Below are 23,384 nucleotides of genomic sequence, written 5' to 3' on the forward strand. Positions count from 1 at the left end.
TCAACTCACCGAACCGTACAGCTCGCCGGACGCCTCGATCCCACGAATGGTCTCCGCGGCCCGATCCACCTCCTCGGCGGTGTCAGCCACCAGGTAGGCCAGGCCAGGGGAGGTGAAGAGGTCCCGTGTGCGGCTGATCGGGCGGCCCGGGTCCAGTGTTCCGCCCATGACGCCGGCCAGTTCCGGCATGGACCGGAGCCGGTCCAGCGCCGGACCGTCCAGCAGCTCACCATCGACGGCGGAGCGCAGTGCCACGATGCCGGCCGACTTTCTTAATCGGTATCGCGGAGGCCGGGCGAGGATCCGCTCGGGCGCCGTGTAGCAGTCGACAGTCAATGTGATGTGATTGTGGCCTACCGCTGCGATCAGTGCTTCCTGATGGATCAGCCCGGTCATCCGGGCCGCCGTCTCGATCAGCAGCGGGCCTCTGTCGGTAAACATCACCTCGGTGTGCGCCGGACCGTGCCGAATACCTAGCGCGTTCAGCACCCGAAGCGTGTACTCGACGATTTGGTCCTGCACCGGGCCGTAGGGCGACAACAGCTTCTGTCGGTCGTAGAGCTGGTGCGGACCGTCGTACGTGGAGTCGAACTGCCAAATTTCACCAATGTAATGCCGGCCGTCCACGCTGACGGAGTTCACCAGGTACTGCTGGCCGGCCAGGAACTCCTGGCAGAGTACGGCGGTGTTGGTCAGACCGAGCTTGTTGGTACTTCCGATCAGCTCGTCGAACGCCCCGCTCACCTCGGCTGGAGTGGAGCAGATAGCCACTCCGTCCGAGCCCGCGCTGCGCAGCGGCTTCACCACCACCGGCCAGGTGTTCCGCCTGGTCGCCCACTCGACGAGGGGACCGGCTGAGTCAGCCACCGCGTGGTCCGCTGCCGGCACGCCCAGCACGCGCAGCCGGTCCGCCATGGCCGCCTTGTCACGACGGCAGGCGCTCAGGGAGCGGCCGTTTCCGGTGACCGCATACGCCTCGGCGAGCGCGTCAGCCAACTCCACGCCGGTCTCGGTCCCGGGTAGGACCGCGTCCACCCGACGGCCACCAAGCCGCTCCAGCGCCTCGGCAGGCTGCTCCGCCACGAAGTCGTCGAGGTACCGCTCGGGCCGATGGGACGCCATCATCGTCGGATTGATGCCGTGGCCAGACATTACCGAGATGGCGTCCCAGCCCTCTTGCGCGAACAGCGGCGCCAGGTGCGCGCCGCTGCCCACCGGGTCGACGATGAGCGCGATGGGCCGGCTCATACGCCATCCGCCCTGGTGAGGACACGGGCGTTGCCCGCCGCGTTGGCCCGCCGGACCACGTCGGTCCGCAGCCCGTCGTCGTTATGCCAACGGTCAGCCTGGTTCGGCGGGCCGGCGGTCATCGCGTGTTCACGCACCCGGGACGGCACCACGTGCACGAGCGCGTGGTGCCGCCCCAGCTCCGCAAACGTCGCGACCGTGTCGCCAACCGTCCACGTCGTCAACGCCACAACTCCTCCTGTTGGAGATGACCCTCGAGAAACTTCGCTTGACGATGGCTCCCAAGGGGACCTGTTAGAGGAAGACCTGGGGCAGTACCGAGTCCCGGTCACCGGGTACCAGCCGGTCCCGCAGGTCTGCCTTCAGATACTCCTCGTGACTGAGGTCCGCGCCACCACGTGCCGAAACCTGGTCTCTCAGGTACTGCGACCAGCTGAAGACCGAAAGGTCCAGGTGCTGGGGCACCGGCCGCCGGCTATGCCGGTGGCACGCCACGAACCACCGGTGGTTGAAGGTGTGCGGCCACTCCATCGCCTGCAGCCGCAGTCCATGGTCGACGGCTATCCGCTCCAGAGTGGCCGGCGTGTACCGCTGCACCTCGGGATAGGTCCAGGAGTCCTTTACCTCGTCTGCCTCGCTGGGCAGGAACGCGCCGACGAAGAGTCCGTCCTCGCTCAGTGTCTCGGCCACCGCCCCGAAACATTGAGCGACCTGTGCCGGTGCGGCGTGCATAAAGATGCCGCTGGCCAGCACGAAGTCGAAGTCGACGCCGAAGTGCTTGGCCGAGAAGTCGGAGTTCGTACTGAACCTAGGCTTCTTCAGCGCGACCAGGCCGTCGCTTACCTCGTACGCAACCCCGTCCTCAAGGATCTGCCGCTCCGGCTCGATGCCGTGGTACCGGCCCTCGTTGAGATATACCAGTGAGAGCCGTCCGCCGCGTAACGAGCCACAGCCGATATCCAGAAGCAAGTGATGTTCGCGCATCCCTAGCAGGACGAGGATGGCGAATTGCAGAGCGCCGATCCGGTCGTAGTAACCAGCCGGGCCGACCCAGCCGCGATGCTTCGCACTCCCGGCGTCCGCATGTGGAAAAGGCCCGGTCATGTTCAGTACACAACCCGGTCCTCGGCGGAGACCCGCAGGTGACGGGTCTTTCGTAGGTCTCGCACTACGAACGCGCGCTTGAGCCAGCGGTCGGTGCCGTCGTAGTGGCCGGGAATCCTGCGGCGGCCGTGTACGGACTTGAAGTTGTCGATGAACAACACGTCGCCCGGCTGGAGCACGACCTCCCGCAGCGAGTTGTTGATCGACTCTTTGAGCGCGTCGAACGCCGCGCACGCCTCGGGGTCGTCCCGGAAATCGTCGATGTAGTAGGGGTGCACCCGCAGATACGGCTTGCTGGGGCCGCCGAACAGTGCCGGCACCCGCTCCGGGTCGGTGTACATGTTCCGGACGCGCTCGTGGCTGGTCGTGATGAGGCTGGCGACCAGGCCGGTCGTGTCCGGCGGGAGTTCCCGGTCGGCGCGGTTGCCCTCGTCGGGCTGGAACGGGTAGGCGGGCCTGGCCAGCACTTCCCGGGTGGCGTCGTCCAACTTGAGGTCGTCCACGGAGGTGTACGTAGTGGCCACATGGTCCTGGTTGCGGAGGCACATCAGCGCTACGTAGTCCATCCGCTCCGGATGGAACGCGTCTTCGGTGTGCCACTCCAGAGGGTCGGTGCTGGTGCCGAGCTGGCCTCCGTCGCTGCCCCGTATCGGCAGCACGTCGTGGATGAGCCGACCGCCCTGCTCAGTGGCCCAGGCAACCGCCTCGCCGATGACGTGGCAGCAGAGCATCAGATAGAAGTTTTCCCGGCGGCCATCCCGGTTGATCTCCGAGTCCATCCAGTGGCTCGGGGTCTTTCCGATGGCCGCGTCGTCCACCGGGTAGCCGGAGACCAAGCAGACCGGCTCCCGCTCCAGGAGCTTGAAGGTGAGCAAATCGCGCCGCATCCGCTCGGGAAGCGCCTGGGCGTGCAGGGCCACATCGCGCACGAATCCTGGGTCGTCCGCCGATGGATAGATGGCGGTTAGCCTGTCGAGCTGGCTGTTTACATCAGCGATCTCGTCTGCGGTGAGGTTGATCGTGAGCACCTTTCCTCCTTTTCTGAGTTAACTCGGGGTAGGGGTTGGGGCACGCCGGCTTCGTGCATGGTGAGGAACCGGAGCGGTGCCAGGCGGATTCGGGCACCGGATCCGCCTGGCTCGGCGCGGCAGTGTTACCGCCCGAGGTGCCCTGGGTGTCCCCGCCGCATGTCGAGCCGTCCGGAATCAAGACACCGGTGGCGGAAAGCGCGCTCACGCCGACCAGGAACAGCCACGGCGCCTCGGTCAACAGCAGCGTGAACAGAGCGACCATCATCGTGGTCGGCGCGGCCAGGAATTGAGCGAGCGGTCACGATGAATCGACCTCCCTGTGGTCGGTCCAGGACCCAACGAGACTCGCGCACGGCTAAGGGGGCCCAAAATGATTCGTTCCTGATGGAATCATCGACGGATGTTGGTACTGAAGTTCTCGGCACAGGACGTGGCCCGGACCAGGCTGGCCATCTCGCCACTCTGGGAAGTGGTCACGAGTGTCCAGACCCTCAAGGAACCTCGCCGGCACGCGCCGCACCTGCGCTGGGTGGAGCGGTCCCAGCAGCAGCTGCGCCAGCAGCGGGTCTCGATGGAACTGTTGTCCGCCCTGGTCCCGGTGCCCAGCTACTACATCCCCGACTTCCTGACGCCGGTGCCGGCCACAGCCGCACCGACCATCGAGGACGAGCTGGCCGTACTGGTCGCGACCACTCCGGAGGAGGTGCGCGCTGACCTGCATCGGATGAACCGCCCGCTGGCGCCGGAACTGGGCGCGATGTACAGCGATCCGGTGGGCGGCCTGAACCAGCTGGCCAACGAGATCCGCAGTTACTGGGAGCGGGTGCTGGCCGCCTACTGGCCACGCATGCAGCGGCTGCTGGACGGCGAGATCCTGTACCGGGCGCGCACGATGGTGCAGGACGGCGCCGCCGGACTATTCGCTGACCTGCACCCGCAGATCAGCTGGCAGGACGACACACTGACGGTGGCACACCCGTGGTACGAGGCGACCCGTCAGCTAACCAATGGCCGCGGGCTGGTGCTGGTGCCCAGTGTCTTCGCCTGGCCGGGCGTATTCTCCCAGACCAACCCGCCGGGACAGCCCGGCCTCGTGTATCCGGCGCGTGGGGTTGGCGCGGTCTGGCAGGTCGGTCTGGGGCCGGTGCCGAAAGGGCTGGCGCGGGTCCTCGGGAACTCTCGGGCGCTGCTTCTGTCCGAACTGGGGATGCCGGCCTCCACCACGGAGTTGGCCTCCCACCTGAAGATGTCCGCCGCCAACGTCTCACATCACCTGACCACCTTGCGGGAGGCCGGGCTCGTGAGGGCGTTCCGCACCGGGCACAGCGTGCTCTACGTGCGGACCGCCGTCGCCGACGAACTGCTGACTACCAGCCTCGAGGAATAGGGGAACAGCCCACGCCACCACGCCACCCCGACATCCTCGCCGCCCAGCAGCCGGGGGGCGATCGCACAGTTCGTCGGGTTCAGCCACACCGTCGACGCCAGCTCACTCTGGCCGCGATCATCAGCGCGACCGCGCGAAGAGTCCTATGCCCGACGGGGACACGACCGTGGCCGGCCCGGTCTTCGGCGGGACCGGGCCGGCCTCGGCCCTGGGTACGACCCGCGCCGGCCCGGTCAGATGAGTCGACCGGATCGGCGCGGGCGTCCCGGTCAGGGGTAGTTCGTCAGGTACACCGTCTGGTTGGCCGCGTTCGCGGTGCCACCGGCGTTGTTGATCACCCGGTTGATGGTGCCGACGCCACCGAGCGAGACGGTGACCATGTTGGTGAAGCGCACGTTCGAGTTGACCGGCACCTCGAAGGAGTGCTCCTCGACCACGGCGGGGTTGACGTTGAAGTAGCTGTAGCTGCCCAGCCCGAACGCCTGGTGGCTGGTCACCGAGTCGGCCACCTTGTAGGCGGCGTAGCCCCGGGTGGACCCGTTCATCCAGGCCGCCTGGTTCGGCACGTCGTACGGCAGTTCGTTCTGGTAGAAGTACGTGCGCCCACCGTTGCCGTTCCAAATGGTCTGGTACTTCTGGTAGTGCTCGACGAAGAGGCCGTACATGGTGACGTCGTCGCCGTTGACGGTGAGCCCGGTGTCAGCGGTGTTCAGCGTCCACCCGGTGGGCACGCCCTGGGCGGCGTGGTCGGCCCGCCACAGCCACATGTGGTCACCGATCACGTTGTCGCTGTTGACGGTCAGCGTGTTGGTGGCCTTGCCGACGAGCGGACCGCCGATGCGGAAGAACACGTCGTGCAGCGAGGTCGGGTTGCTGGCGTGGCTCGCGGACGAGCCGGACGGACCGACCTCCATGAGCACCGGCGAGTTGGTGGTGCCCGCCTCGAACATGATGCCGGCGACCTTCACGCCGTCCACGTCGGCGACCCGCATCCCGACGCTGCCGTTGTCCGCCTGGATGGTGGCCAGGCCGAGGCCGAGGATGACCGTGTCGGCCCGGTTGACCTGGATCGGCTCGGTGACGTGGTGCACGCCCGGGGTGAAGAGCAGGTGCTTGCCCTGGGCGAGGGCGGCGTTGATGGTGGCCGCGCTGGTGCCGGGCTGGACGACGAAGAACTGCGACAGCGAGATCGACGAGCCGGCCGGGGTCTTGTTGTACCAGCTCGTGCCGGTGGAGTTGGTGCGCAGCGCGGGCACGAAGACCCGGTACTCGCCGCTGCCCGTCACGTAGAGGAACGGCTTCTCGCGGACCTGCGGGGTCTGCGCGATGACGGTGTGCGACGGGTTGGGGAAGCTCGGCGGCGGAGCCCCGTTGACGCCCTGGAAGACCATGTTCCACACCGAGCCGGTCCAGCCGTTGCCGAACTCGCTGTTGCGCGAGTACCACTGCTGCTGCGAGCCGGAGACGACCAGGCCGTCGATGCGGGTGTCGGCCAGCAGGCCGCCGCTGGACCAGCCGTCACCGCCGTTCCAGAGCTGGATCTGGTTCTGCGCGCCGCGCAGGTGCATCCGCCGGTACGGCGCGGCCTGCGACACCGCCCACCGCTCCACGCTCACGCCGGACGGCAGGGTCACTGAGAGGTTCTCCGCGGACCGCCAGAAGTTCTGGGTGGCGTTGCCGCCGAACCAGGTCGCCTCGGCCCGGACGTGGCCGTTGAGGTTGACGTCGTCAGGGCTCATGCCGAGGCCGGCTACCTGGGTGAAGAAGCCGAGGTTGACGTCGGCGGTGTAGGTGCCCGGCTTGAACAGCACGGCGTAACGCTGCGCGCCGAACTGGTTGGTCTCCTGCTGCGTGAAGATGGTGTTCAGCCGACTCTGGATCGTCGAGGTCGGGGTGCTCGGGTCGAAGACGTACGTGTTCGCGCCGAGGTTGGGGTTGTACGGGTCGGTCGTGCCGACCGGAGGTTCGCTGGTGCCGCCGCCGGTCGTGTTGACCGCCACCTCCCACAGCGAGTAACCGTAGGCGGTGCCCCGGGCGGTGCCGTACACGCGCAGGTAGCGTCCGGTACCGGTGACGGTGAGGCTCTGCGTGCCACCGGTGGCCGTGGTGGTGGAGTAGATCGTGGTCCAGGTGGAACCGTCGGCCGAGGTCTGGAGCTGGAAGGCCCGGGCGTACGCGGCCTCCCAGGTCAACGTGACCCGGCAGATGGTGCGGGTGCTGCCCAGGTCGACGCGCAGCCACTGCGGGTCGCTGGCGGCGCTGGCCCAGCGGGTGCCGGTGTTGCCGTCGACGGCGGCCGACGCGGGGGTGCCGGCGTTCTCGGTGGACGAGGCGGTCACCGGGCTGCCCTGCGCCACGTTGGCGCTGCCGCAGGTGGACGTGTCGCCGCCGGTCTCGCCGTAGACCTGGAACTCCCACAGGGAGTAGCCGTAGGCGGTGCCTCGGGCGGTGCCGTACATCCGCACGTACCGGCCGGCGCCGGTCACGGTGAGGTTCTGCGTGCCGCCCGCGCCGGTGGTGGTCGAGTAGATCGTCGTCCAGGTGGCGGCGTCGTCGGAGGTCTGGATCTGGAAGGCGCGGCCGTAGGCGCCCTCCCAGAGCAGGTTGACCTGGCTGATGGTGGCCCGCGCGCCGAGGTCGACCTGGAGCCACTGCGGGTCGCTGAAGGCGCTGGCCCAGCGGGTTCCGGTGTTGCCGTCGACCGCGGCCGAGGCGGGGGTGCCGGCGTTCTCGGTGGACGAGGCGGTGGCCGGTCGGCCCTGCGAGAGCAGGGTGGGGGCGGCCTGCGCGGGCACCGTGGCCACCGCCGGGGTCAGGGCTGCCACCAGGGCCACCGCGACTCCGGTGAGGAGGTGCCGAACGGTCCGCCGCCGGGGACGCGGGCGTACGGATGTAGCACGAGATGTCATGACATCGCCTGTCGATAGGGCGTTACGGACGCCGTGCGGGTGGGGTCGGTCTTCGCCCGTGGTGCCGTGGGTGGTGCCGCCGATGCGACGCCGCGGGGAGAGGAGAGCGCTCTCGTAGGAGTGTTGCGGCGAGATTGCGGCGGCGTCAAGACATCGATCTATAACTTCGTTATTTATCCCGAGGATCAGATTTTGTGTAATTCCGCCCCGGCTCCGCCCGTCCCGGACCCGAGCTGACTCCCAGTGATCAAGAGGTTCGCGTCAGAAACCGTGCCCGGCATGACGCGAACCTCTTGATCACCGCGCAAAAAAAGGGGGGTCAGGAGGGAGGGACGCCGCCGGCGGTGAGGAATCGGGCTATCGGGAGGGTCGCCGCGCCGAGGGCCACCGCGTCGACGCCCAGGCGGCACAGCTCGATCGACGCCTGCTCGTACGGCTGACGCAGCGCCTGCCGGCCGGCGGCCTCGCGGACGGCCGGCAGCAGGTCGCCCAGCGCCATCGCCGCCCACCCGCCGAGCACCACCCGCTCCGGGTTGAAGAGGTTGATCAGGTTGGCCACTCCCGCGCCGAGGTAACCGGCCGTGTCGTCCAGCACCCGTCGGGCGGTGGCCGAGCTGTCGGCGGCGGCGACCAGAGCGGCGAGCTGGGACTCCTCGTCCTCGCCGGGAACGACGCGTCCCCGACGGGCCTCCCGGTAACGGTCGATGATCGCCTCCGCGCCCACGTACGCCTCGAGGCAGCCGCGTGCGCCGCACCGACACGTGCGTCCGCCGTACACCAGGGTGGTGTGACCCCACTCCCCCGCGCTGCTGGACGCGCCCCGATAGGTCGCGCCGTTGGTCACCACGGCGGCGCCCACGCCCGAACCGACCAGCGCGAAGACGGCGTGCCGGGCCCCGCGCCCGGCGCCGAACCACATCTCGGCCTGCCCGAGGGTCTTCGCGCCGTTGTCGATGTGCAGCGGCAGGTCGGTGCCCCCGCCGATGAGGCGTTCCAGCGGCACCCGGTCCCAGCCGAGGGCCTGGGCGTGCACGACCGCCTCGTCGCCCTGCTCGACCACGCCGGAGACGCCGATGCCGACGCCGAGCACGTCGGCGGTGGCCACGCCGGCCTGGCCGGTCACCATCTCGATGCCGGCCAGCACGTGCCCGGCCACCAGGTCCGGCTCGGTACGCGCCGGGTCGAGCGGGTACTCGACGCTGGCGAGCAAGGTCATCGCGAAGTCGAACAGCTCGACCCGGACCCGGGTCTCGCCGACGTCCACGCCGATCACGAAGGCGTACCGGGAGGCGACCCGCAGCAGCATGCTGGGTCGGCCGCCGTCGGACTCGGCGGCCCCGGCCTCGACGACGATGCCCTCGTCGATCAGGTCGGTCACCACGTTGCTCACCGCCGGCTGGCTCAGCCCGGTGCTGCGCACCAGGTCCTGCCGGGTGAGCGGGGCATCGAGGAAGAGCTTCGTCAGCAGGGCGGACCGGTTGCGCAGCCGGACGCTCCGGTTGGTGGCACGCGCCAGCTCCACTCGTCACCTCGTTCCCGTCGGCCGTAGGTGGCGACTGTAACCGCACCGTGCTTGACGACCCACCGGCCAACCACTTTAATGACGACATTCATTAAGCCGTGATGTAACTCCCGGGAAACGCCGAAGGACCTCCGACGGCGCGTCCGGAGAAACCCCGTCCGCAGCCGACCGCCGTCGCCTCACCCCTATCGACGACGACGGCCGGCGGACCCCCACCACGTACCGGAAGGGCTGACCGTGTCGAGACGACACCTCGGGATATTCGCTGCCGCCGTACTGGCCGCCGCATCGCTGACCGCCTGCGGCGGCTCCGGCGACGACTCCGCCTCCTCGCCCAAGACCCTCACCTACTGGGCCAGCAACCAGGGCGCCAGCCTGGAGGCCGACAAGACCACCCTCCAGCCCGAGCTGGACAAGTTCGAGAAGCAGACCGGCATCAAGGTCAACGTCGAGGTGGTCCCCTGGTCGGACCTGCTCAACCGGCTGCTCGCCGCCGCCACCTCGGGCAAGGGCCCGGACGTGGTGAACATCGGCAACACCTGGTCGGCGTCGCTGCAGGCCACCGGCGCGCTCGTCGAGTTCGACGACGCCACCCTGCAGGCCGTGGGCGGCAAGGACCGGATCGTGCCCGCCGCGCTCGCCGCCGCCGGCGCGCCCGGCAAGCCGCCGGCCGCCGTGCCGCTCTACTCCATGGCGTACAGCCTGTACTACAACAAGAAGATGTTCGCCGACGCGGGCATCACCGCCCCGCCGACGACCTGGGAGCAGGTCGTCGAGTACGGCAAGAAGCTCAGCACCGGTGGCAAGTGGGGCCTCGCGATCGAGGGCGCCAACCCGTCGGAGAACGCCCACCACGCGTTCACCTTCAGCCAGCAGTACGGCGGCGAGTGGTTCGACTCGGCCGGCAAGCCGACCTTCGACACCCCGCAGAACGTCTCGGCCATCAAGCGCTACATCGACTTCATGGCCGCTGACAAGATCACCAACCCGAGCAACGCCGAGTACGCGCAGAACCAGTCGGTCTCGGACTTCGCCAACGGCAAGGCCGCCATGCTGCTGTGGCAGTCCGCCGGCTCGAACCTGAAGACGCAGAACATGGCCGCCGACGCGTACGGCGTGGCCCCGGTGCCGTTCCTGGCCAACCCGCCGGCCGGCGGCAAGAAGGTCAACAGCATGGTGGCCGGCATCAACATGGCCGTCTTCAAGCACACCAAGAACAAGGACGGCGCGCTGAGCTTCGTCAAGTTCATGACCAGCGACGAAGAGCAGACGATCCTCAACAAGACGTACGGCTCGCTGCCGGCCGTGAAGACCGCCGGCGCCGACCCGGCGTTCAGTGCCCCGGAGCAGAAGAGCATCCAGGAGACCCTCGTCACCACCGCGGCCCCGCTGCCGCAGGTGCCCGAGGAGAGCACCTTCGAGACCCTGGTGGGCACCGCGATGAAGGAGTTGTTCGCCGACGCGGCGAGCGGCAAGCCGGTCACCGAGGCATCGGTGAAGGCGAAGCTGACCGACGCGCAGCAGAAGATGCGCTGACCCACGCAGCGCCGGTGGCCGTGGTCGGGCTCGTCGCCTGACCACGGCCACCGCCTCCGAGAGGACCCCGATGGCAACCAGCACCACCGCGCCGGACGCCGACCGGCGCGCACCCCGGGCCGGGTCACCCGCCCGGGGGGCCGCCCGCCGGCCGCGCGGCCCCCGCCGTTCCCCCCTGCCGTACCTGCTGCTCGCGCCGGCCATCGTGCTGGAACTCGCCATCCACGTGATCCCGATGGTGGTCGGGGTCTGGATGAGCCTGCTGGAGCTGACCCAGTTCCACATCCGCGACTGGTCCACCGCACCCTTCGTCGGCCTGGAGAACTACCGGGCCACCCTCGACTTCAACAGCGCCGCCGGCAAGGAACTGCTGCACTCGTTCTGGATCACGCTGGCCTACAGCGTGCTCTCGGTCGGGTTCGCCTGGCTGCTCGGCATCGCGGCGGCCGTCGTGCTGCAGAAGCCGTTCCGTGGGCGGGCCATCCTGCGGGCGCTGTTCCTCACCCCGTACGCGCTGCCGGTCTACGCCGCCGTGATCACCTGGAGCTTCCTGCTCCAGCGCGACACCGGCCTGGTCAACCACGTGCTCGTCGACCAACTCGGCCTGCTGAACGAGCGGCCGTTCTGGCTGATCGGCGACAACAGCTTCTGGTCGCTGCTGGTGGTGTCGGTGTGGCGCAACTGGCCGTTCGCGTTCCTCTGCCTGATGGCCGGCCTGCAGAACGTGCCCGGCGAGCTGTACGAGGCCGCCGCGATCGACGGCGCCGGGTTCTGGCGTCGGCTGCGCTCGGTCACCCTGCCCATGCTGCGGCCGGTGAACCTGGTGCTGCTGCTGGTGCTGTTCCTCTGGACGTTCAACGACTTCAACACGCCGTTCGTGCTCTTCGGCGGCTCCGCGCCCGCGCAGGCCGACCTGATCTCCATCCACATCTACCGCAGCTCCTTCAAGACCTGGGACTTCGGATCGGGCTCGGCGATGTCGGTGGCGCTGCTGCTGTTCCTGCTGGTCGTCTCGGCCGCGTACCTGCTGATCACCAACCGCCGGAGGGACGACCATGCGTGAGACCGTCGGTGAGCGCTGGGGCCGGCGCATCGTGCTGACCCTGCTCACCCTCTTCGTCGTCATCCCGCTCTACGTGATGGTGACCTCCGCGGCGAAGCCGCTGCGGGACGTGCAGAACGGGTTCACCTGGTGGCCCAGCCGGCCCACCCTGCAACCGTTCGTGGACATGTGGAGCACCGTGCCGCTGGCGCGCTACCTGGTGAACAGCCTCGTGGTGTCGAGTCTCGCGGCGGTCTGCTCGGTCGCGATCGCCATCTTCGCCGCGTTCGCGGTCAGCCGGTACCGGTTCCGTGGCCGGGGCGTCTTCACGGTGACGGTGCTGTCCACGCAGATGTTCCCCGGCATCCTGTTCCTGCTGCCGCTGTTCCTCATCTACGTCAACCTGGGCAACGCCACCGGCATCGAGCTGTACGCCAGCCGGACCGGCCTGGTCATCACGTACCTGACCTTCTCGCTGCCGTTCTCGATCTGGATGCTGGTCGGCTACTTCGACTCGATCCCGCGTGGGCTGGACGAGGCGGCGCAGGTCGACGGGGCCGGGCCGTTGCGCACCCTGTTCCAGGTCATCCTGCCGGCCGCCGTGCCCGGCGTGGTCGCGGTGACCGTGTACGCGTTCATGACCGCCTGGGGTGAGGTGCTGTTCGCCTCGGTGATGACTGACGAGGGCAGCCGCACCCTGGCCGTCGGCCTGCAGGGCTACTCGACCCAGTTCAACGTCTACTGGAACCAGATCATGGCCGCGTCGCTGGTGGTCAGCATCCCCGTCGTCGCCGGGTTCCTGGCCCTGCAGCGGTACTTCGTCGCCGGCCTCACCGCCGGCGCCGTCAAGTGATCCACCCGAACCCAGAGGAGAGCCTTCCCGTGCCCGACCTGTCCAAGCTGCCACCCGACTTCCTCTGGGGTGTCGCCACGGCGGCGTACCAGATCGAGGGGGCCGTCGACGTCGACGGCCGGGCGCCGTCCATCTGGGACACCTTCTCGGCCGCTCCCGGCAACGTCGACAACGGCGACACCGGGGCGGTGGCCTGCGACCACTACCACCGGTGGTCGGAGGACCTGGCGCTGCTGCCCCGCCTCGGCGTGGACGCGTACCGGTTCTCGGTGGCCTGGCCCCGGGTGATGCCCCAGGGCGTGGGCACGGTCAATACCGCCGGGCTGGACTTCTACGACCGGCTCGTCGACACGCTGCTCGCCGACGGGATCCGGCCGTTCGTCACGCTCTACCACTGGGATCTGCCGCAGACCCTGCAGGACGCCGGCGGCTGGCCGGAACGCGCCACGGCCGAGGCGTTCGCCGACTACGCGGCGGTCGTGGCCGGCCGCCTGGGCGACCGGGTGGCGGACTGGTGCACGGTCAACGAGCCGCTCTGCGTGTGCTGGATCGGGCACCTGGAGGGGAACATGGCCCCCGGCGAGCGGGACCTGACCCGCGCGGTGCGTGCCTCGCACCACGTGCTGCTCGGACACGGTCTGGCCACCCAGGCGATCCGGGCGAACGCGGCCCGGCCCGCATCGGTGGGCCTGGTCGTCAACCTCAGCCCGATCGAGCCGGCGACCGACCGGCCCGAGGACGTGGCGGCGGCGCGGCGGGCCGACGGGCACGTCAACCGCTGGTGGCTGGACCCGATCCACGGGCGGGGCTACCCCGCCGACATGGTCGAGACGTACGGGGTCGAGCCGCCGGTACGCGGTGACGACCTCGCGGTGATCGCGACGCCCACCGACTTCCTCGGGGTGAACTACTACTTCCGGCAGTTGGTGGTCGACGACCCGACCGGCCCGGCGCCGTACGCGAAGCAGGTGCCGGTCCCCGGCTCGGTGGAGACCGCAATGGGCTGGGAGATGTACCCGGCGGGTCTGGAGCGGCTGCTCGTCGACGTGCACGAGCGGTACGGGCCGGCCCGGATCATCGTCACCGAGAGCGGCTCGGCGTGGCACGACGAGATCACCCCCGAGGGCACGGTCGAGGACAAGGAGCGCACCGACCACCTGGAGCAGCACCTGGCGGCGTGCGCGTCGGCGGTGGCCCGGGGCGTGCCGCTGGACGGCTACTTCGTGTGGTCGCTGCTGGACAACTTCGAGTGGGCGTACGGCTACGACAAGCGCTTCGGGCTGGTGCACGTCGACTACACCACCCAGCGGCGGACGATGAAGGCGAGCGGTCTGCGCTATGCGGAGCTGATCCGCGCGCACCGGAATCTTGCCCGGGCCACCCCGGTGGCCTGAGACGGGGGCGGGCGGACGGCCGCCCGGGTGGCGCTGCGGCGCGTACCCGGGCGGCCGTCGCCGTTAGCGGGGCGGACGCCCACGGCGAAGGGCTCTTCGCGTTATTCGCCCGCATTTGTCCCCGGCCTGGCTAATCTGGGGCGGTGTCCGCAGCAGCAGAGAGTCAGACGGTCGTCGACGCGCAGCACGCGTCCCGGGTGGCGTTCGACGTCAACGGCACCCCGCGCGAGGTGACGCTTGACAACCGCACCACCCTGCTCGACGCGCTGCGCGAGCATCTCGGCCTCACCGGGGCCAAGAAGGGCTGCGACCACGGCCAGTGCGGCTCCTGCACGGTGCTGCTCGACGGTCGCCGGGTGAAGAGTTGCCTGCTCCTCGCGGTCACCCTGGACGGCCGCTCGGTGGTCACCGTGGAGGGGTTGGCCGACGGGGAGGAACTGTCGCCGTTGCAGGCGGCCTTCATCGCGCACGACGCCTTCCAGTGCGGCTACTGCACCCCCGGGCAGCTCTGCTCGGCGCGCGGGATGCTCGACGAGGTCGAACAGGGCTGGCCCAGCGCGGTCACCGAGGACATCACCGCCGCTCCCGACCTCACCGACGTCGAGATCCGCGAGCGGATGGCCGGCAACCTGTGCCGCTGCGCCGCGTACCCGCACATCGTGGCGGCCGTCCGCGAGACGGCGGCGGCGCGATGAGGCCGTTCCGCTACCACCGGCCCACCGACGTGGCCGACGCCGTCGCCGTGCTGGCCGCCGAGCCGCAGGCGGCGTACCTCGCCGGCGGCACCAACCTGGTGGACCTCATGAAACTCGGCGTGCAGCGCCCCGACGTGCTGGTGGACGTGAACCGGCTGCCCCTGGACACCGTCGAAGAGCTGCCCGACGGCGGCTTGCGGATCGGCGCGACGGTGCGCAACAGCGACCTGGCCGCGCACCCGGCGGTCCGCCGCGACTACCCGGTGCTGACCCGCGCCCTGCTCGCCGCCGCCTCCGGGCAACTGCGCAACATGGCCACCACGGGCGGCAACCTGTTGCAGCGCACCCGTTGCCCGTACTTCCAGGACACCGGCAAGGCCTGCAACAAGCGCGACCCGGGCAGCGGATGCGCCGCCCTGCACGGCGAGAACCGCGACCTCGCGGTGCTGGACTGGTCCGAGCAGTGCGTGGCCACCCACCCGTCGGACCTGGCCGTCGCCCTCGCCGCGCTGGACGCCGTGGTGGAGGTGCACGACACCGACGGTGTCCGGGACGTCCCCATGGTCGACCTGCACCGCTCGCCCGGCGCCCATCCGGAACGGGAGACCACCCTGGCCCGGGGCGCGCTGATCACGGCCGTCCGGCTGCCGGCGCTGCCGGCCGCGCGCCGCTCGACGTACCTCAAGGCGCGCGACCGGGCGTCGTTCGCCTTCGCGGCCGGATCGGTGGCCGCGGTGCTGGACCTCGACGGCGGCGTCGTCCGCGACGTGCGCCTGGCCTACGGGGCGTTGGCCCACCGACCGTGGCGCGCGTACCGGGCCGAACAGGAGCTGCGCGGCCACCCGTTCAGCCCGGAGCTGGCGGCGCGGGCCGCCGACGCGGAGCTGGCCGAGGCCCGCCCGCTGAGCGACAACGGCTTCAAGCTGCCCCTGACCCGGTCCATCACCGTACGGGTGCTCAGCGAACTGGCGGCGTCGTGAGCACCGGGGCGATCGGTCAGGCGTACCCCCGGCTGGAGGGCCGGGAGAAGGTCACCGGCGCGGCACGGTACGCGGTGGAGTACCCGGTCGACGGCGTCACCTACGGCTGGGTGGTGCCCGCGACCGTGGTGCGCGGTCGGATCACCCGGATCGACACCACCGAGGCGCTGGCCTCGCCCGGCGTGCTGGCCGTCGTGCACCACGGCAACGCGCCCCGGCTGGCGACCATGGTGGAGCCGGACCTGTGGCTGCTTCAGGACCCGGCCGTGCACTACCGGGGGCAGTACGTCGCGGTGGTGGTGGCGACGAGCCTGGAGGCGGCCCGCGAGGGCGCCCGGCTGGTGCGCGTCGAGTACGACACGGGCCCGCACAGCACGGTGCTCACCGACGACCACCCCGGTCTGTACAAGCCGGACGAGGTCAATCCCCACTACCCGACGGACACGGCGGAGGGGGACTTCGACGCCGGGTACGCGGCGGCGCCGGTCCGGGTGGACGTCACCTACCGGACCCCGGCCTACCACAACAACCCCATGGAGCCGCACGCCACCACGGCACAGTGGACCGACGGGCGGCTGCTCGTGCACGACTCCAACCAGGGGGCGTCATCGGTGCGGGCCACCCTCAGCGAGCTGTTCGACCTGCCGCGCGAGTCGGTCCGGGTGATCGCCGAGCACGTCGGCGGAGGCTTCGGCAGCAAGGGGTACGCCAAGGCCGCCGTGGTGTTGACCGCCCTGGCGGCCCGGCACGTGGACCGGCCGGTGAAACTGGCGCTGACCCGCCAGCAGATCTTCGGGCCGATCGGCTACCGCACGCCCACCATCCAGCGGGTCCGCCTCGCCGCCGACACCGACGGGCGACTCACCGCGATCAGCCACGACGCGATCAGCCAGACCTCCATGATCCGCGAGTTCGCCGAGCAGACCGCCGTCTACACCCGCAGCATGTACGCCGCGCCGCACCGCCGTACGACACATCGACTGACCCGCCTCGACGTGCCCACCCCGTTCTGGATGCGGGCGCCGGGCGAGTGCCCCGGCGCGTACGCGCTGGAGTCGGCGATGGACGAGCTGGCCGTGGCCGTCGGCATCGACCCGGTGGAGCTGCGTATCCGCAACGACCCCGAGGTCGACCCCGACCAGGGGAAACCGTTCACGAGTCGCAACCTGGTGGCCTGCCTGCGCGAGGGCGCGCGCCGGTTCGGCTGGGCCGACCGGAATCCGACGCCCCGGTCCCGCCGCGAGGGACGCTTCCTGGTCGGCTCCGGCGTGGCCGGCTCGGCCTACCCGACGCGGTCCCGCCCGTCCTCGGCGCGGGTCACCGCCCGCCCGGACGGCGGTTTCCTGGTCCAGATCAACGCCACCGACATCGGCACCGGGGCGCGTACGGCGCTCTGGCTGGTCGCCGCCGACGCACTGGGGGTGCCGCCCGAACGGATCGAGATCAGGATCGGTGACAGCGACCTGCCCACGGCCCCGTTGGCCGGCGGCTCGATGGGCACCTCCAGTTGGAGCTGGGCGGTGATCCGGGCGTGTGCGGCGCTGCGCGCCGAGCTGCCCGACGGCAGACCGCCGGACGCCGAGGTGAGCGCCGAGGCGGACACCACCGACGAGATCGGCGAGCAGGCCGCACTCCCCCGGTACGCGTACGGGGCGCAGTTCGTCGAGGTCCGGGTGGACACCACCACCGGCGAGATCCGGCTCAACCGGATGCTCGGCGTGTTCGCGGCCGGCCGGATCGTCAACCCGACGACGGCGCGCAGCCAACTCATCGGGGGCATGACGATGGGCCTGTCGATGGCGCTGCACGAGGCGGGCCTGCTCGACGAGCGGTACGGCGACTGGGTCAACCACGACCTGGCCACTTACCACATCACGGCCTGCCCGGACGTGGAGTCGATCGAGGCGTACTGGGTGGACGAGCACGACGACGAGCTGAACCTCGCCGGGGTCAAGGGCATCGGCGAGATCGGGATCGTGGGCGCGGCGGCGGCGGTCGCCAACGCGGTGTACCACGCCACCGGGGTGCGCATCCGTGACCTGCCGATCCAGCTCGACAAGCTCGTCGGAGTATCGGAGCTGGCTTAAATAAGCCAGGAGTGATACAACTGTCGCCGTGCACGCCTTCGACGTGCTGGGCGATCCGGTCCGGCGCCGCATCCTGGAACTGCTCGCCGACGGCGAGCAGAGCGCCGGCGCGGTGAGCGCGGTCATCCGCGACGAGTTCGGCATCTCCCAGCCCGCCGTGTCCCAGCACCTCAAGGTGTTGCGGGACAACGGCTTCGCCACCGTGCGTCCGGACGGCGCCCGGCGGCTCTACGCGGTCGACCCGCGCCCGTTGCGCGAGGTGGACGGCTGGCTGGAGCACTTCCGCCGATTCTGGGCGCCACCCCTGGCGGCGCTCGCCACCGAGCTGGCCCGGGGCCGACGCGAGCGGCGCCTACGCGGGCCCGCCGACCCACCCGACGAGAGGAACACCTGATGTTCGACGCCACCGAGCAGATCAACGCCGTCCAGCGACAGGTCGGCAGCCGCACCCTGGACGCCGGCGAGGCCCGGGTGACCACGATCAGCCAGACCTACCAGGCGACGGCCGAGGACCTGTGGGACGCCTGCACCAACGCCGAGCGGATCCCCCGCTGGTTCCTGCCGATCAGCGGCGACCTGCGGCTGCACGGCACGTACCAGCTCGAGGGCAACGCGGGCGGCACCATCGAGACCTGCGAACCCCCGCACCGCTTCACCGCCACCTGGGAGATGGGCGGCGAGGTGAGCTGGATCGAGGTGCGGGTCACGCCGGTGGGCGACGATCAGGCCCGCCTCGACCTGGACCACATCGCGCACGTCGACCAGGACCGGTGGGCCCAGTTCGGACCGGGGGCTGTCGGTGTCGGCTGGGACCTGGGCCTGCTCGGCCTCGCCACGCACCTCTCCGGCGGCGTCGGCGTCCGACCGGAGGACAGCGCCGAGTGGGTCGCCTCCGCCGAGGGGCGACGGACCATGGAGCTGAGCAGCCACCTGTGGGGCGAGGCAAGCATCGCCGCCGGCACCGACCCCGACGAGGCCAAGGCCGCTGCCGAACGCACCACCGCCTTCTACACCGGCACGCCGATCGAATGAGCGCGGCCGGCGGGTAACGTGCTGCGGCATGACCGGTACGCCGTACTCGCACTGCTCCTACTGCGGCGCCGCCTACCCCGCGGCGGCCGGCTGGCCGCGGGTCTGCGCGGCCTGCGGCGAGACCGTCTGGCGCAACCCGTTGCCCGTCGCGGTGGCGGTGCTCCCGGTCCGCACGGCCGAGGGCCTCGGCGTGGTGGTCGTCCGCCGGGCCATCGAGCCGGCCCGCGGGCTGCTCGCGCTGCCCGGCGGTTTCATCGAGTACGGCGAGGAGTGGTCCGACGCGCTGGTGCGTGAACTGTGGGAGGAGACCGGGCTGGTCGCGGACGCCGCCGATGCCCGGCTCCTCGCCGTACGGGGCGCACCACAGGGCGGCACCATGATGATCTTCGGGATGCTGCCGGAGCGGGCCGCCGAGGACCTGCCGCCGTCGCGGCCCACCGAGGAGGCGACCGAGTGGTTGGTCCTCACCGACCCGGTGCAGTTGGCGTTCTCCACCCACACCCGCGTCCTGGCCGACGTCCTCACCACACCCAGGTCCTGGCCGACGTCCTCGCCGCACCCCACCACGCCTGACCACGACCCCCGCGACCCGGCCCCCGCCGCCTGATCGACTCCAGATCACCGAGGTGGGGGTATCCCCTCGCCGCGATGCCCCCACATCAGCGACCTGAAGTGGATCACCGCACCCAAGCGCGATGATCCACTCGGGTTCGGTGATGTCGGGCCGTCCTCGGCGGCGAGACGCCCCGGGTTCCTTGAACCCGAGCGGATCAAGCCCGAGGCGAGGCTCACCCCGACCCCCGACCCCCGACCCCCGACGCGCCGCAGCTCCCGCAGACCCGCCAGCCCAGCCCACCCGTCCCGCCGCCCGACCGCCCGCCCGACCGCCCGACCGCGCGCCCGACCGCCCGCCCGACCGCCCGACCGCCCGACCGCGATCTTGCACTTTATGCGGCGACATAGGTCGCATCCCCACCGAATTCGACAACCGAAAGTGCAAGATCGCGGGGGCGACGGGCGGGGCGGGGGCGGGGGCGAGGGCGAGGGCGACGGGCGGGGCGGGGGCGGGGGGTCAGGGGTGGTGGGCTTCGCTGGTGTGGGCGCGGTAGCCGCTGGCCTGTAGCTCGAACAGCTCGCGGTAGAGGCCCCCGGCCGCCATCAGCTCGTCGTGGCTGCCCTGCTGTACGAGACGACCCTGATCCATGACGAAGATCCGGTCGGCGTGCCGGACGTTGGCCAGCCGGTGGGTGATCAGGACGACCGCCCGGTCGGGCCGGCGACGCAGGTGCTGGAACAGGGCGTGTTCGGCGCGGGCGTCCAGGGCCGCCGACGGCTCGTCGCAGATCAGCAGGGCGGCGTCCCGGTAGAGGCCACGCGCGGCGACCAGCCGCTGCCACTGTCCGCCGGACAGCTCGTGGCCGTTCTTGAACTCCCGGTCGAGCAGGGTGTCGTAGCCGTGCGGCAGGCCCACGATCATGTCGTGGGCGGCGGCCGCGTCGGCCGCTTCCTGCACGCTGGGGCCGGGCCGGTCGGGCGTACGGTCGTGCCGGCCCACCCTGATGTTCTGACCGGCGGTGAACGGGAACTTCCAGTACTCCTGCGTCATCACCGCGACCTGCGCGCCGAGCGCGCGCGGATCCAGCTCGGCGGCGTCGACGCCGTCCCAGCGGATCGTGCCGCCGGTCGGCTGGTAGAGACCGGCGATCAGCTTGGCGAGGGTGGTCTTGCCGGAGCCGTTCTCACCGACCAGCGCCACCACCTCGCCGCGCCGGATCGTCAGACTGACCCGGTCCACGGCGGGCGCGTCGGTGTCGGGGTAGCGCAGGCTCACCTCGTGCAGGTCGATCGCCTCGACGCCGTCGGCCGTCCGGCTGCCGCCGAGGGGCACCCGGCCCTGCGCCCGGGTGAGGAAGTCCCGGTAGTCCTGGTAGTAGAGGGCGTCCTCGTACAGCGAGTTGGTGGCGACGACCGCGACGCCCAGGCTGGTCCGGGCGGACTGGAGGGCGAGCAGGGCGGTGGCCGCGGCGGCGAGGGCGACCATGCCGGCGAGCAGCAGGCCACCGAGCACCGCGTACACGCCGAAGGTGGCCAGGCCCGCCACGGTGGCACCGGCCACGCGGGTGCCGGTCTGCGAGCGGACCAGCCGCAGTTGGGCGCGGGTCTCGACGGCCATCACACCCCGGTACTCGGCGAGCAGGAACTCGCGCATCTGATAGGCGCGCACCTCGGCGGCGGTGTGCCGGTTGGCCATCAGGTGGGCGAGCATCCACATTCGCCGCCGACGGGTGATCCGGGCCAGCATCGCCAGGTACTCCCGGCGGGCCATCCGCACGGCCGTGACGGCCTGGGGCACCGCCGCGAGCAGCAGGCACGGCAGCAGCAGCGGCTGGATGACGGTCACCGCGACGGCGGTGGCGAGCATCCCGACCACCCCGGTGACCAGGTTGACGGTGTGGTCGACGATCCAGGCCGCCTCGCCCATCCCCCGATCGCGGACGCGGTCCATCTCCTCGGCGAACCCGGCGTCGTCGAACGCGGCCAGGTCGACCGCCGTGGTGGCTTCGAACAGCCGCAGCTCGACCTGGTAGTTGATCTGTGGGGTGAGCCGTGCCTGGGCCCACCCGGCGGCGATCGTCAGGCCGCCGCGCGCCGAGATCGCCGTCGCGGCCACGATCAGCGCCGGCAGGGCGGCGCGCACCCGGTCCGGGGTGGGACCGGCGGCGAAGAGTTCCCGCAGTACGCCGGTCGTGGCGAGCAGGCCGAAGGTGGTCATCACCCCGGCGGCCACGTTCAGGCCGATGGAGGCGACCGTGTCCGTGCGGTTGGTGGCCCAGGCCAGGGCCACCGCCTCACGGACCAGCCTCGGCAGCCGGCGGGCCACCGCCCAGAAGCTGGTGTGCGCGAAGGTGTGCGCGTGGTGCATCCAGACGGCGTCCTCCAGCTCCGGCAGCACGGAGCTGTCGTCGGGGGGATCGTTCGGCTGGTCGTCGTGGGTCGCGGTACGCGGGCGGGCCATCGAGTCCACGGAAGCTCCTCGGGGGGCGGGAAGCACGGACGCCGCCCGAGACTACTGCCCGCAACCACTCGATGTCTCTAGGTAGTCGGCGTGTCAGGGCAACGCGGCCGCGTCCTCGGTGATCGGCAGCAGGACCCGGAAGGTGGTGTGCCCCGGCTCGGTCTCCACCCGGATGTCGCCGTGGTGCTTGTTGACCACGATCCGGTACGAGATGTCCAGCCCCAACCCGGTGCCCGCCCCGACCGGCTTCGTGGTGAAGAACGGCTCGAAGATGCGCGGGCGCACCTCCGGCGGGATACCGGGACCGGTGTCGGTGATCTCCACCGCCAGCAGGTCGCCGACCCGTCCGGTGCGGACGGTCAGCACGCCCTTCTCCCCCATCGCGCCCAGCGCGTTGTCGACGAGGTTGGTCCACACCTGGTTCAGCTCCGCCGCGTACGCCGGGATCGGCGGCAGGCTCCGGTCGTACTCGCGGACGAGTTTGACCTCGGCCGGGATCTTGCCCTTGAACATGACGAGCGTCGCGTCCAGCAGGTCGTGCACGTCCACGACCCGGTGCGGCGCGCGATCGAGCTGGGAGTACTGCTTGGCCGCGCCCACCAGACCCGAGATCCGGGTCACCGCGTCGCCGATCTCGCGCATCAGAAGTTCGGTGTCGACCGTGTACGACAGCCACCGCACCGCGGCCTCCAGGTCCGCCGGCCCGACGGCCGCCTTCACCTGGGCGAGCCACGCCGCGTCCAGGCCCCCGGCGACCAGGATGGGCGCCAGGTCCCACGCGCCACCCACACCGTGGTCCTCCAGCCAGTCGGTGAGGATGTCCTCGGCGTCGGCGGTGGCGACCGGGGTCAGCTTCGGCGCGGTCGCCACCCGGGCCACCGCCTCCTCCTGCAACGCGACCAGCCCGTGCAGCGCCCGCCCGTCGAGCCGCCCGTCGGCGATCATCGCGAGTTTGTGCCGCATCCCCGCGACCCGGTCCCGCAACACCGACGTGGCCCGCACCGCAGCGGCGGCCGGATTGTTCAGCTCGTGGGTCAGCCCCGCCGAGAGCGAGCCGAGCGCCAGCAGCCGCTCCCGCTCGCCCACGATGGTCTGGCTGTCCCGCATGCCGAAGAACAGCCCCTCCAACAGGTGCATCGGCATCGGAAACCAGGACCGCAGGGCGTGCGCGAAGTCCTCCGCCGGCAGCACGAAGAAGTCGGCGTCGACGAGCGCGCGCAGGCTGTTGCGGTACGTCTGCTCGACCTGGTCGCCCAGGTACGCCTGGGTGGCCCCGCCGTACACGCCGCGCTGGTCGGTGCGGCTGACCTCGACGTCGTCGCCACGGACCTGCCGGCTCAGCGCCACCGCGCCGCGCAGCAGCACGAAGAAGCAGGTGGCGGCCTCGCCCTCGCCGTACACGAGGGTGCCGCCGGCGCGCTGCTCCACGCGGCCGTGCTCGCTCAGCCAGTCGAGCTGCGCGTCGTCGAGGGCCTCGAACAGGAACAGCTCACGTAGCTCTGCCGGGGTCAGCCGATCGGACGCGGTCGTCACAGGTCCTCCTTCTTT

Annotated in this window: 20 protein-coding genes; 12 read left to right on the plus strand and 8 right to left on the minus strand. The window is 70.6% G+C overall.

The genetic code is table 11. The annotated features are described in order from the left end of the window. From ABZ272_RS10610 to gntD, 4 genes are all read right to left on the minus strand, one after another. Positions 1-1,248, minus strand: a complete 1,248-nt coding sequence (locus tag ABZ272_RS10610; protein WP_355049661.1) for an ATP-grasp domain-containing protein — start codon at positions 1,246-1,248, stop codon at positions 1-3. Next, entirely contained in the window at positions 1,245-1,478 is a 234-nt protein-coding gene (locus ABZ272_RS10615) for a hypothetical protein (RefSeq protein ID WP_355049662.1), read from the minus strand. The genes ABZ272_RS10610 and ABZ272_RS10615 overlap by 4 nt, the downstream gene beginning before the upstream one ends. Positions 1,479-1,542: 64 nt before the next feature. Beyond that, a complete protein-coding gene (locus ABZ272_RS10620; RefSeq protein WP_355049663.1) occupies positions 1,543-2,232 on the minus strand; it encodes a class I SAM-dependent methyltransferase in 690 nt (229 codons plus the stop codon). Positions 2,233-2,354: 122 nt separating this feature from the next. Next, on the minus strand, positions 2,355-3,380 hold the full coding sequence (gene gntD, locus ABZ272_RS10625) for a guanitoxin biosynthesis L-enduracididine beta-hydroxylase GntD (RefSeq protein WP_355049664.1): 1,026 nt from the start codon (positions 3,378-3,380) through the stop codon (positions 2,355-2,357). Between the two features lie 146 nt (positions 3,381-3,526). Here gntD and ABZ272_RS10630 point away from each other — a divergent pair, with 146 nt between their 5' ends. Both ABZ272_RS10630 and ABZ272_RS10635 read left to right on the plus strand, forming a co-directional pair. Next, a complete protein-coding gene (locus ABZ272_RS10630) occupies positions 3,527-3,673 on the plus strand; it encodes a hypothetical protein (protein ID WP_355049665.1) in 147 nt (48 codons plus the stop codon). A 110-nt stretch (positions 3,674-3,783) separates the two neighbouring features. Then, positions 3,784-4,770, plus strand: coding sequence for a helix-turn-helix domain-containing protein (locus tag ABZ272_RS10635; RefSeq protein WP_355049666.1), 987 nt, complete (start codon positions 3,784-3,786; stop codon positions 4,768-4,770). Positions 4,771-5,039: 269 nt separating this feature from the next. On the opposite strand, the gene ABZ272_RS10640 is transcribed toward ABZ272_RS10635, so the two are convergent. Next, on the minus strand, positions 5,040-7,679 hold the full coding sequence (locus tag ABZ272_RS10640) for a discoidin domain-containing protein (RefSeq protein ID WP_355049667.1): 2,640 nt from the start codon (positions 7,677-7,679) through the stop codon (positions 5,040-5,042). A 319-nt stretch (positions 7,680-7,998) separates the two neighbouring features. Next, positions 7,999-9,201: an ROK family transcriptional regulator gene (locus ABZ272_RS10645; RefSeq protein WP_355049668.1), complete on the minus strand. Its 1,203-nt coding sequence runs from the start codon at positions 9,199-9,201 to the stop codon at positions 7,999-8,001. 237 nt (positions 9,202-9,438) lie between these two features. On the opposite strand from ABZ272_RS10645, the gene ABZ272_RS10650 reads away from it, so the two are divergent. The 10 genes from ABZ272_RS10650 (at position 9,439) to ABZ272_RS10695 (ending at position 19,427) form a co-directional block, all read left to right on the plus strand. Continuing rightward, on the plus strand, positions 9,439-10,737 hold the full coding sequence (locus tag ABZ272_RS10650; RefSeq protein WP_355049669.1) for a sugar ABC transporter substrate-binding protein: 1,299 nt from the start codon (positions 9,439-9,441) through the stop codon (positions 10,735-10,737). Between the two features lie 70 nt (positions 10,738-10,807). Continuing rightward, positions 10,808-11,800, plus strand: coding sequence for a sugar ABC transporter permease (locus ABZ272_RS10655; protein ID WP_355049670.1), 993 nt, complete (start codon positions 10,808-10,810; stop codon positions 11,798-11,800). After that, on the plus strand, positions 11,793-12,632 hold the full coding sequence (locus ABZ272_RS10660; RefSeq protein ID WP_355049671.1) for a carbohydrate ABC transporter permease: 840 nt from the start codon (positions 11,793-11,795) through the stop codon (positions 12,630-12,632). The genes ABZ272_RS10655 and ABZ272_RS10660 overlap by 8 nt, the downstream gene beginning before the upstream one ends. A 29-nt stretch (positions 12,633-12,661) precedes the next feature. Continuing rightward, on the plus strand, positions 12,662-14,026 hold the full coding sequence (locus tag ABZ272_RS10665) for a GH1 family beta-glucosidase (RefSeq protein ID WP_355049672.1): 1,365 nt from the start codon (positions 12,662-12,664) through the stop codon (positions 14,024-14,026). Positions 14,027-14,223: 197 nt separating this feature from the next. Then, a complete protein-coding gene (locus ABZ272_RS10670; RefSeq protein WP_355049901.1) occupies positions 14,224-14,721 on the plus strand; it encodes a 2Fe-2S iron-sulfur cluster-binding protein in 498 nt (165 codons plus the stop codon). Beyond that, a complete protein-coding gene (locus tag ABZ272_RS10675) occupies positions 14,718-15,701 on the plus strand; it encodes a xanthine dehydrogenase family protein subunit M (RefSeq protein WP_355049673.1) in 984 nt (327 codons plus the stop codon). Before ABZ272_RS10670 ends, ABZ272_RS10675 begins: the two co-directional genes overlap by 4 nt. Beyond that, positions 15,698-17,788 carry a xanthine dehydrogenase family protein molybdopterin-binding subunit gene (locus ABZ272_RS10680; protein ID WP_355049674.1) on the plus strand — a complete coding sequence of 697 codons (2,091 nt, stop codon included), beginning with the start codon at positions 15,698-15,700 and terminating at the stop codon, positions 17,786-17,788. The genes ABZ272_RS10675 and ABZ272_RS10680 overlap by 4 nt, the downstream gene beginning before the upstream one ends. A 28-nt stretch (positions 17,789-17,816) precedes the next feature. Beyond that, positions 17,817-18,182 (plus strand): metalloregulator ArsR/SmtB family transcription factor, encoded by a 366-nt coding sequence (locus tag ABZ272_RS10685; RefSeq protein ID WP_355049675.1) that lies wholly within the window; start codon positions 17,817-17,819, stop codon positions 18,180-18,182. Next, positions 18,182-18,820, plus strand: a complete 639-nt coding sequence (locus tag ABZ272_RS10690) for an SRPBCC family protein (protein ID WP_355049676.1) — start codon at positions 18,182-18,184, stop codon at positions 18,818-18,820. The genes ABZ272_RS10685 and ABZ272_RS10690 overlap by 1 nt, the downstream gene beginning before the upstream one ends. Before the next feature lie 28 nt (positions 18,821-18,848). After that, complete coding sequence (locus ABZ272_RS10695; protein ID WP_355049677.1) at positions 18,849-19,427, plus strand: NUDIX domain-containing protein; 579 nt, start codon at positions 18,849-18,851, stop codon at positions 19,425-19,427. 465 nt (positions 19,428-19,892) lie between these two features. On the opposite strand, the gene ABZ272_RS10700 is transcribed toward ABZ272_RS10695, so the two are convergent. Both ABZ272_RS10700 and ABZ272_RS10705 read right to left on the minus strand, forming a co-directional pair. Beyond that, complete coding sequence (locus ABZ272_RS10700; RefSeq protein ID WP_355049902.1) at positions 19,893-21,836, minus strand: ABC transporter ATP-binding protein; 1,944 nt, start codon at positions 21,834-21,836, stop codon at positions 19,893-19,895. A gap of 93 nt (positions 21,837-21,929) precedes the next feature. Beyond that, complete coding sequence (locus ABZ272_RS10705) at positions 21,930-23,369, minus strand: ATP-binding protein (protein ID WP_355049678.1); 1,440 nt, start codon at positions 23,367-23,369, stop codon at positions 21,930-21,932. Positions 23,370-23,384: the final 15 nt, after the last annotated feature.

The organism is Micromonospora sp. NPDC005979 (genome assembly GCF_040614415.1).
In the GTDB taxonomy this organism is placed as follows: domain Bacteria; phylum Actinomycetota; class Actinomycetes; order Mycobacteriales; family Micromonosporaceae; genus Micromonospora.

Bases quoted from the DNA above. Each gene is read 5' to 3' on its own strand.
- ABZ272_RS10610 (WP_355049661.1), bottom strand. From the start codon at position 1,248: ATGAGCCGGCCCATCGCGCTCATCGTCGACCCGGTGGGCAGCGGCGCG.
- ABZ272_RS10675 (WP_355049673.1), top strand. From the start codon at position 14,718: ATGAGGCCGTTCCGCTACCACCGGCCCACCGACGTGGCCGACGCCGTC.
- ABZ272_RS10695 (WP_355049677.1), top strand. From the start codon at position 18,849: ATGACCGGTACGCCGTACTCGCACTGCTCCTACTGCGGCGCCGCCTAC.
- ABZ272_RS10640 (WP_355049667.1), bottom strand. From the start codon at position 7,679: ATGACATCTCGTGCTACATCCGTACGCCCGCGTCCCCGGCGGCGGACC.
- ABZ272_RS10660 (WP_355049671.1), top strand. From the start codon at position 11,793: ATGCGTGAGACCGTCGGTGAGCGCTGGGGCCGGCGCATCGTGCTGACC.
- ABZ272_RS10690 (WP_355049676.1), top strand. From the start codon at position 18,182: ATGTTCGACGCCACCGAGCAGATCAACGCCGTCCAGCGACAGGTCGGC.
- ABZ272_RS10700 (WP_355049902.1), bottom strand. From the start codon at position 21,836: ATGGCCCGCCCGCGTACCGCGACCCACGACGACCAGCCGAACGATCCC.
- ABZ272_RS10620 (WP_355049663.1), bottom strand. From the start codon at position 2,232: ATGCGCGAACATCACTTGCTTCTGGATATCGGCTGTGGCTCGTTACGC.
- ABZ272_RS10635 (WP_355049666.1), top strand. From the start codon at position 3,784: ATGTTGGTACTGAAGTTCTCGGCACAGGACGTGGCCCGGACCAGGCTG.
- ABZ272_RS10655 (WP_355049670.1), top strand. From the start codon at position 10,808: ATGGCAACCAGCACCACCGCGCCGGACGCCGACCGGCGCGCACCCCGG.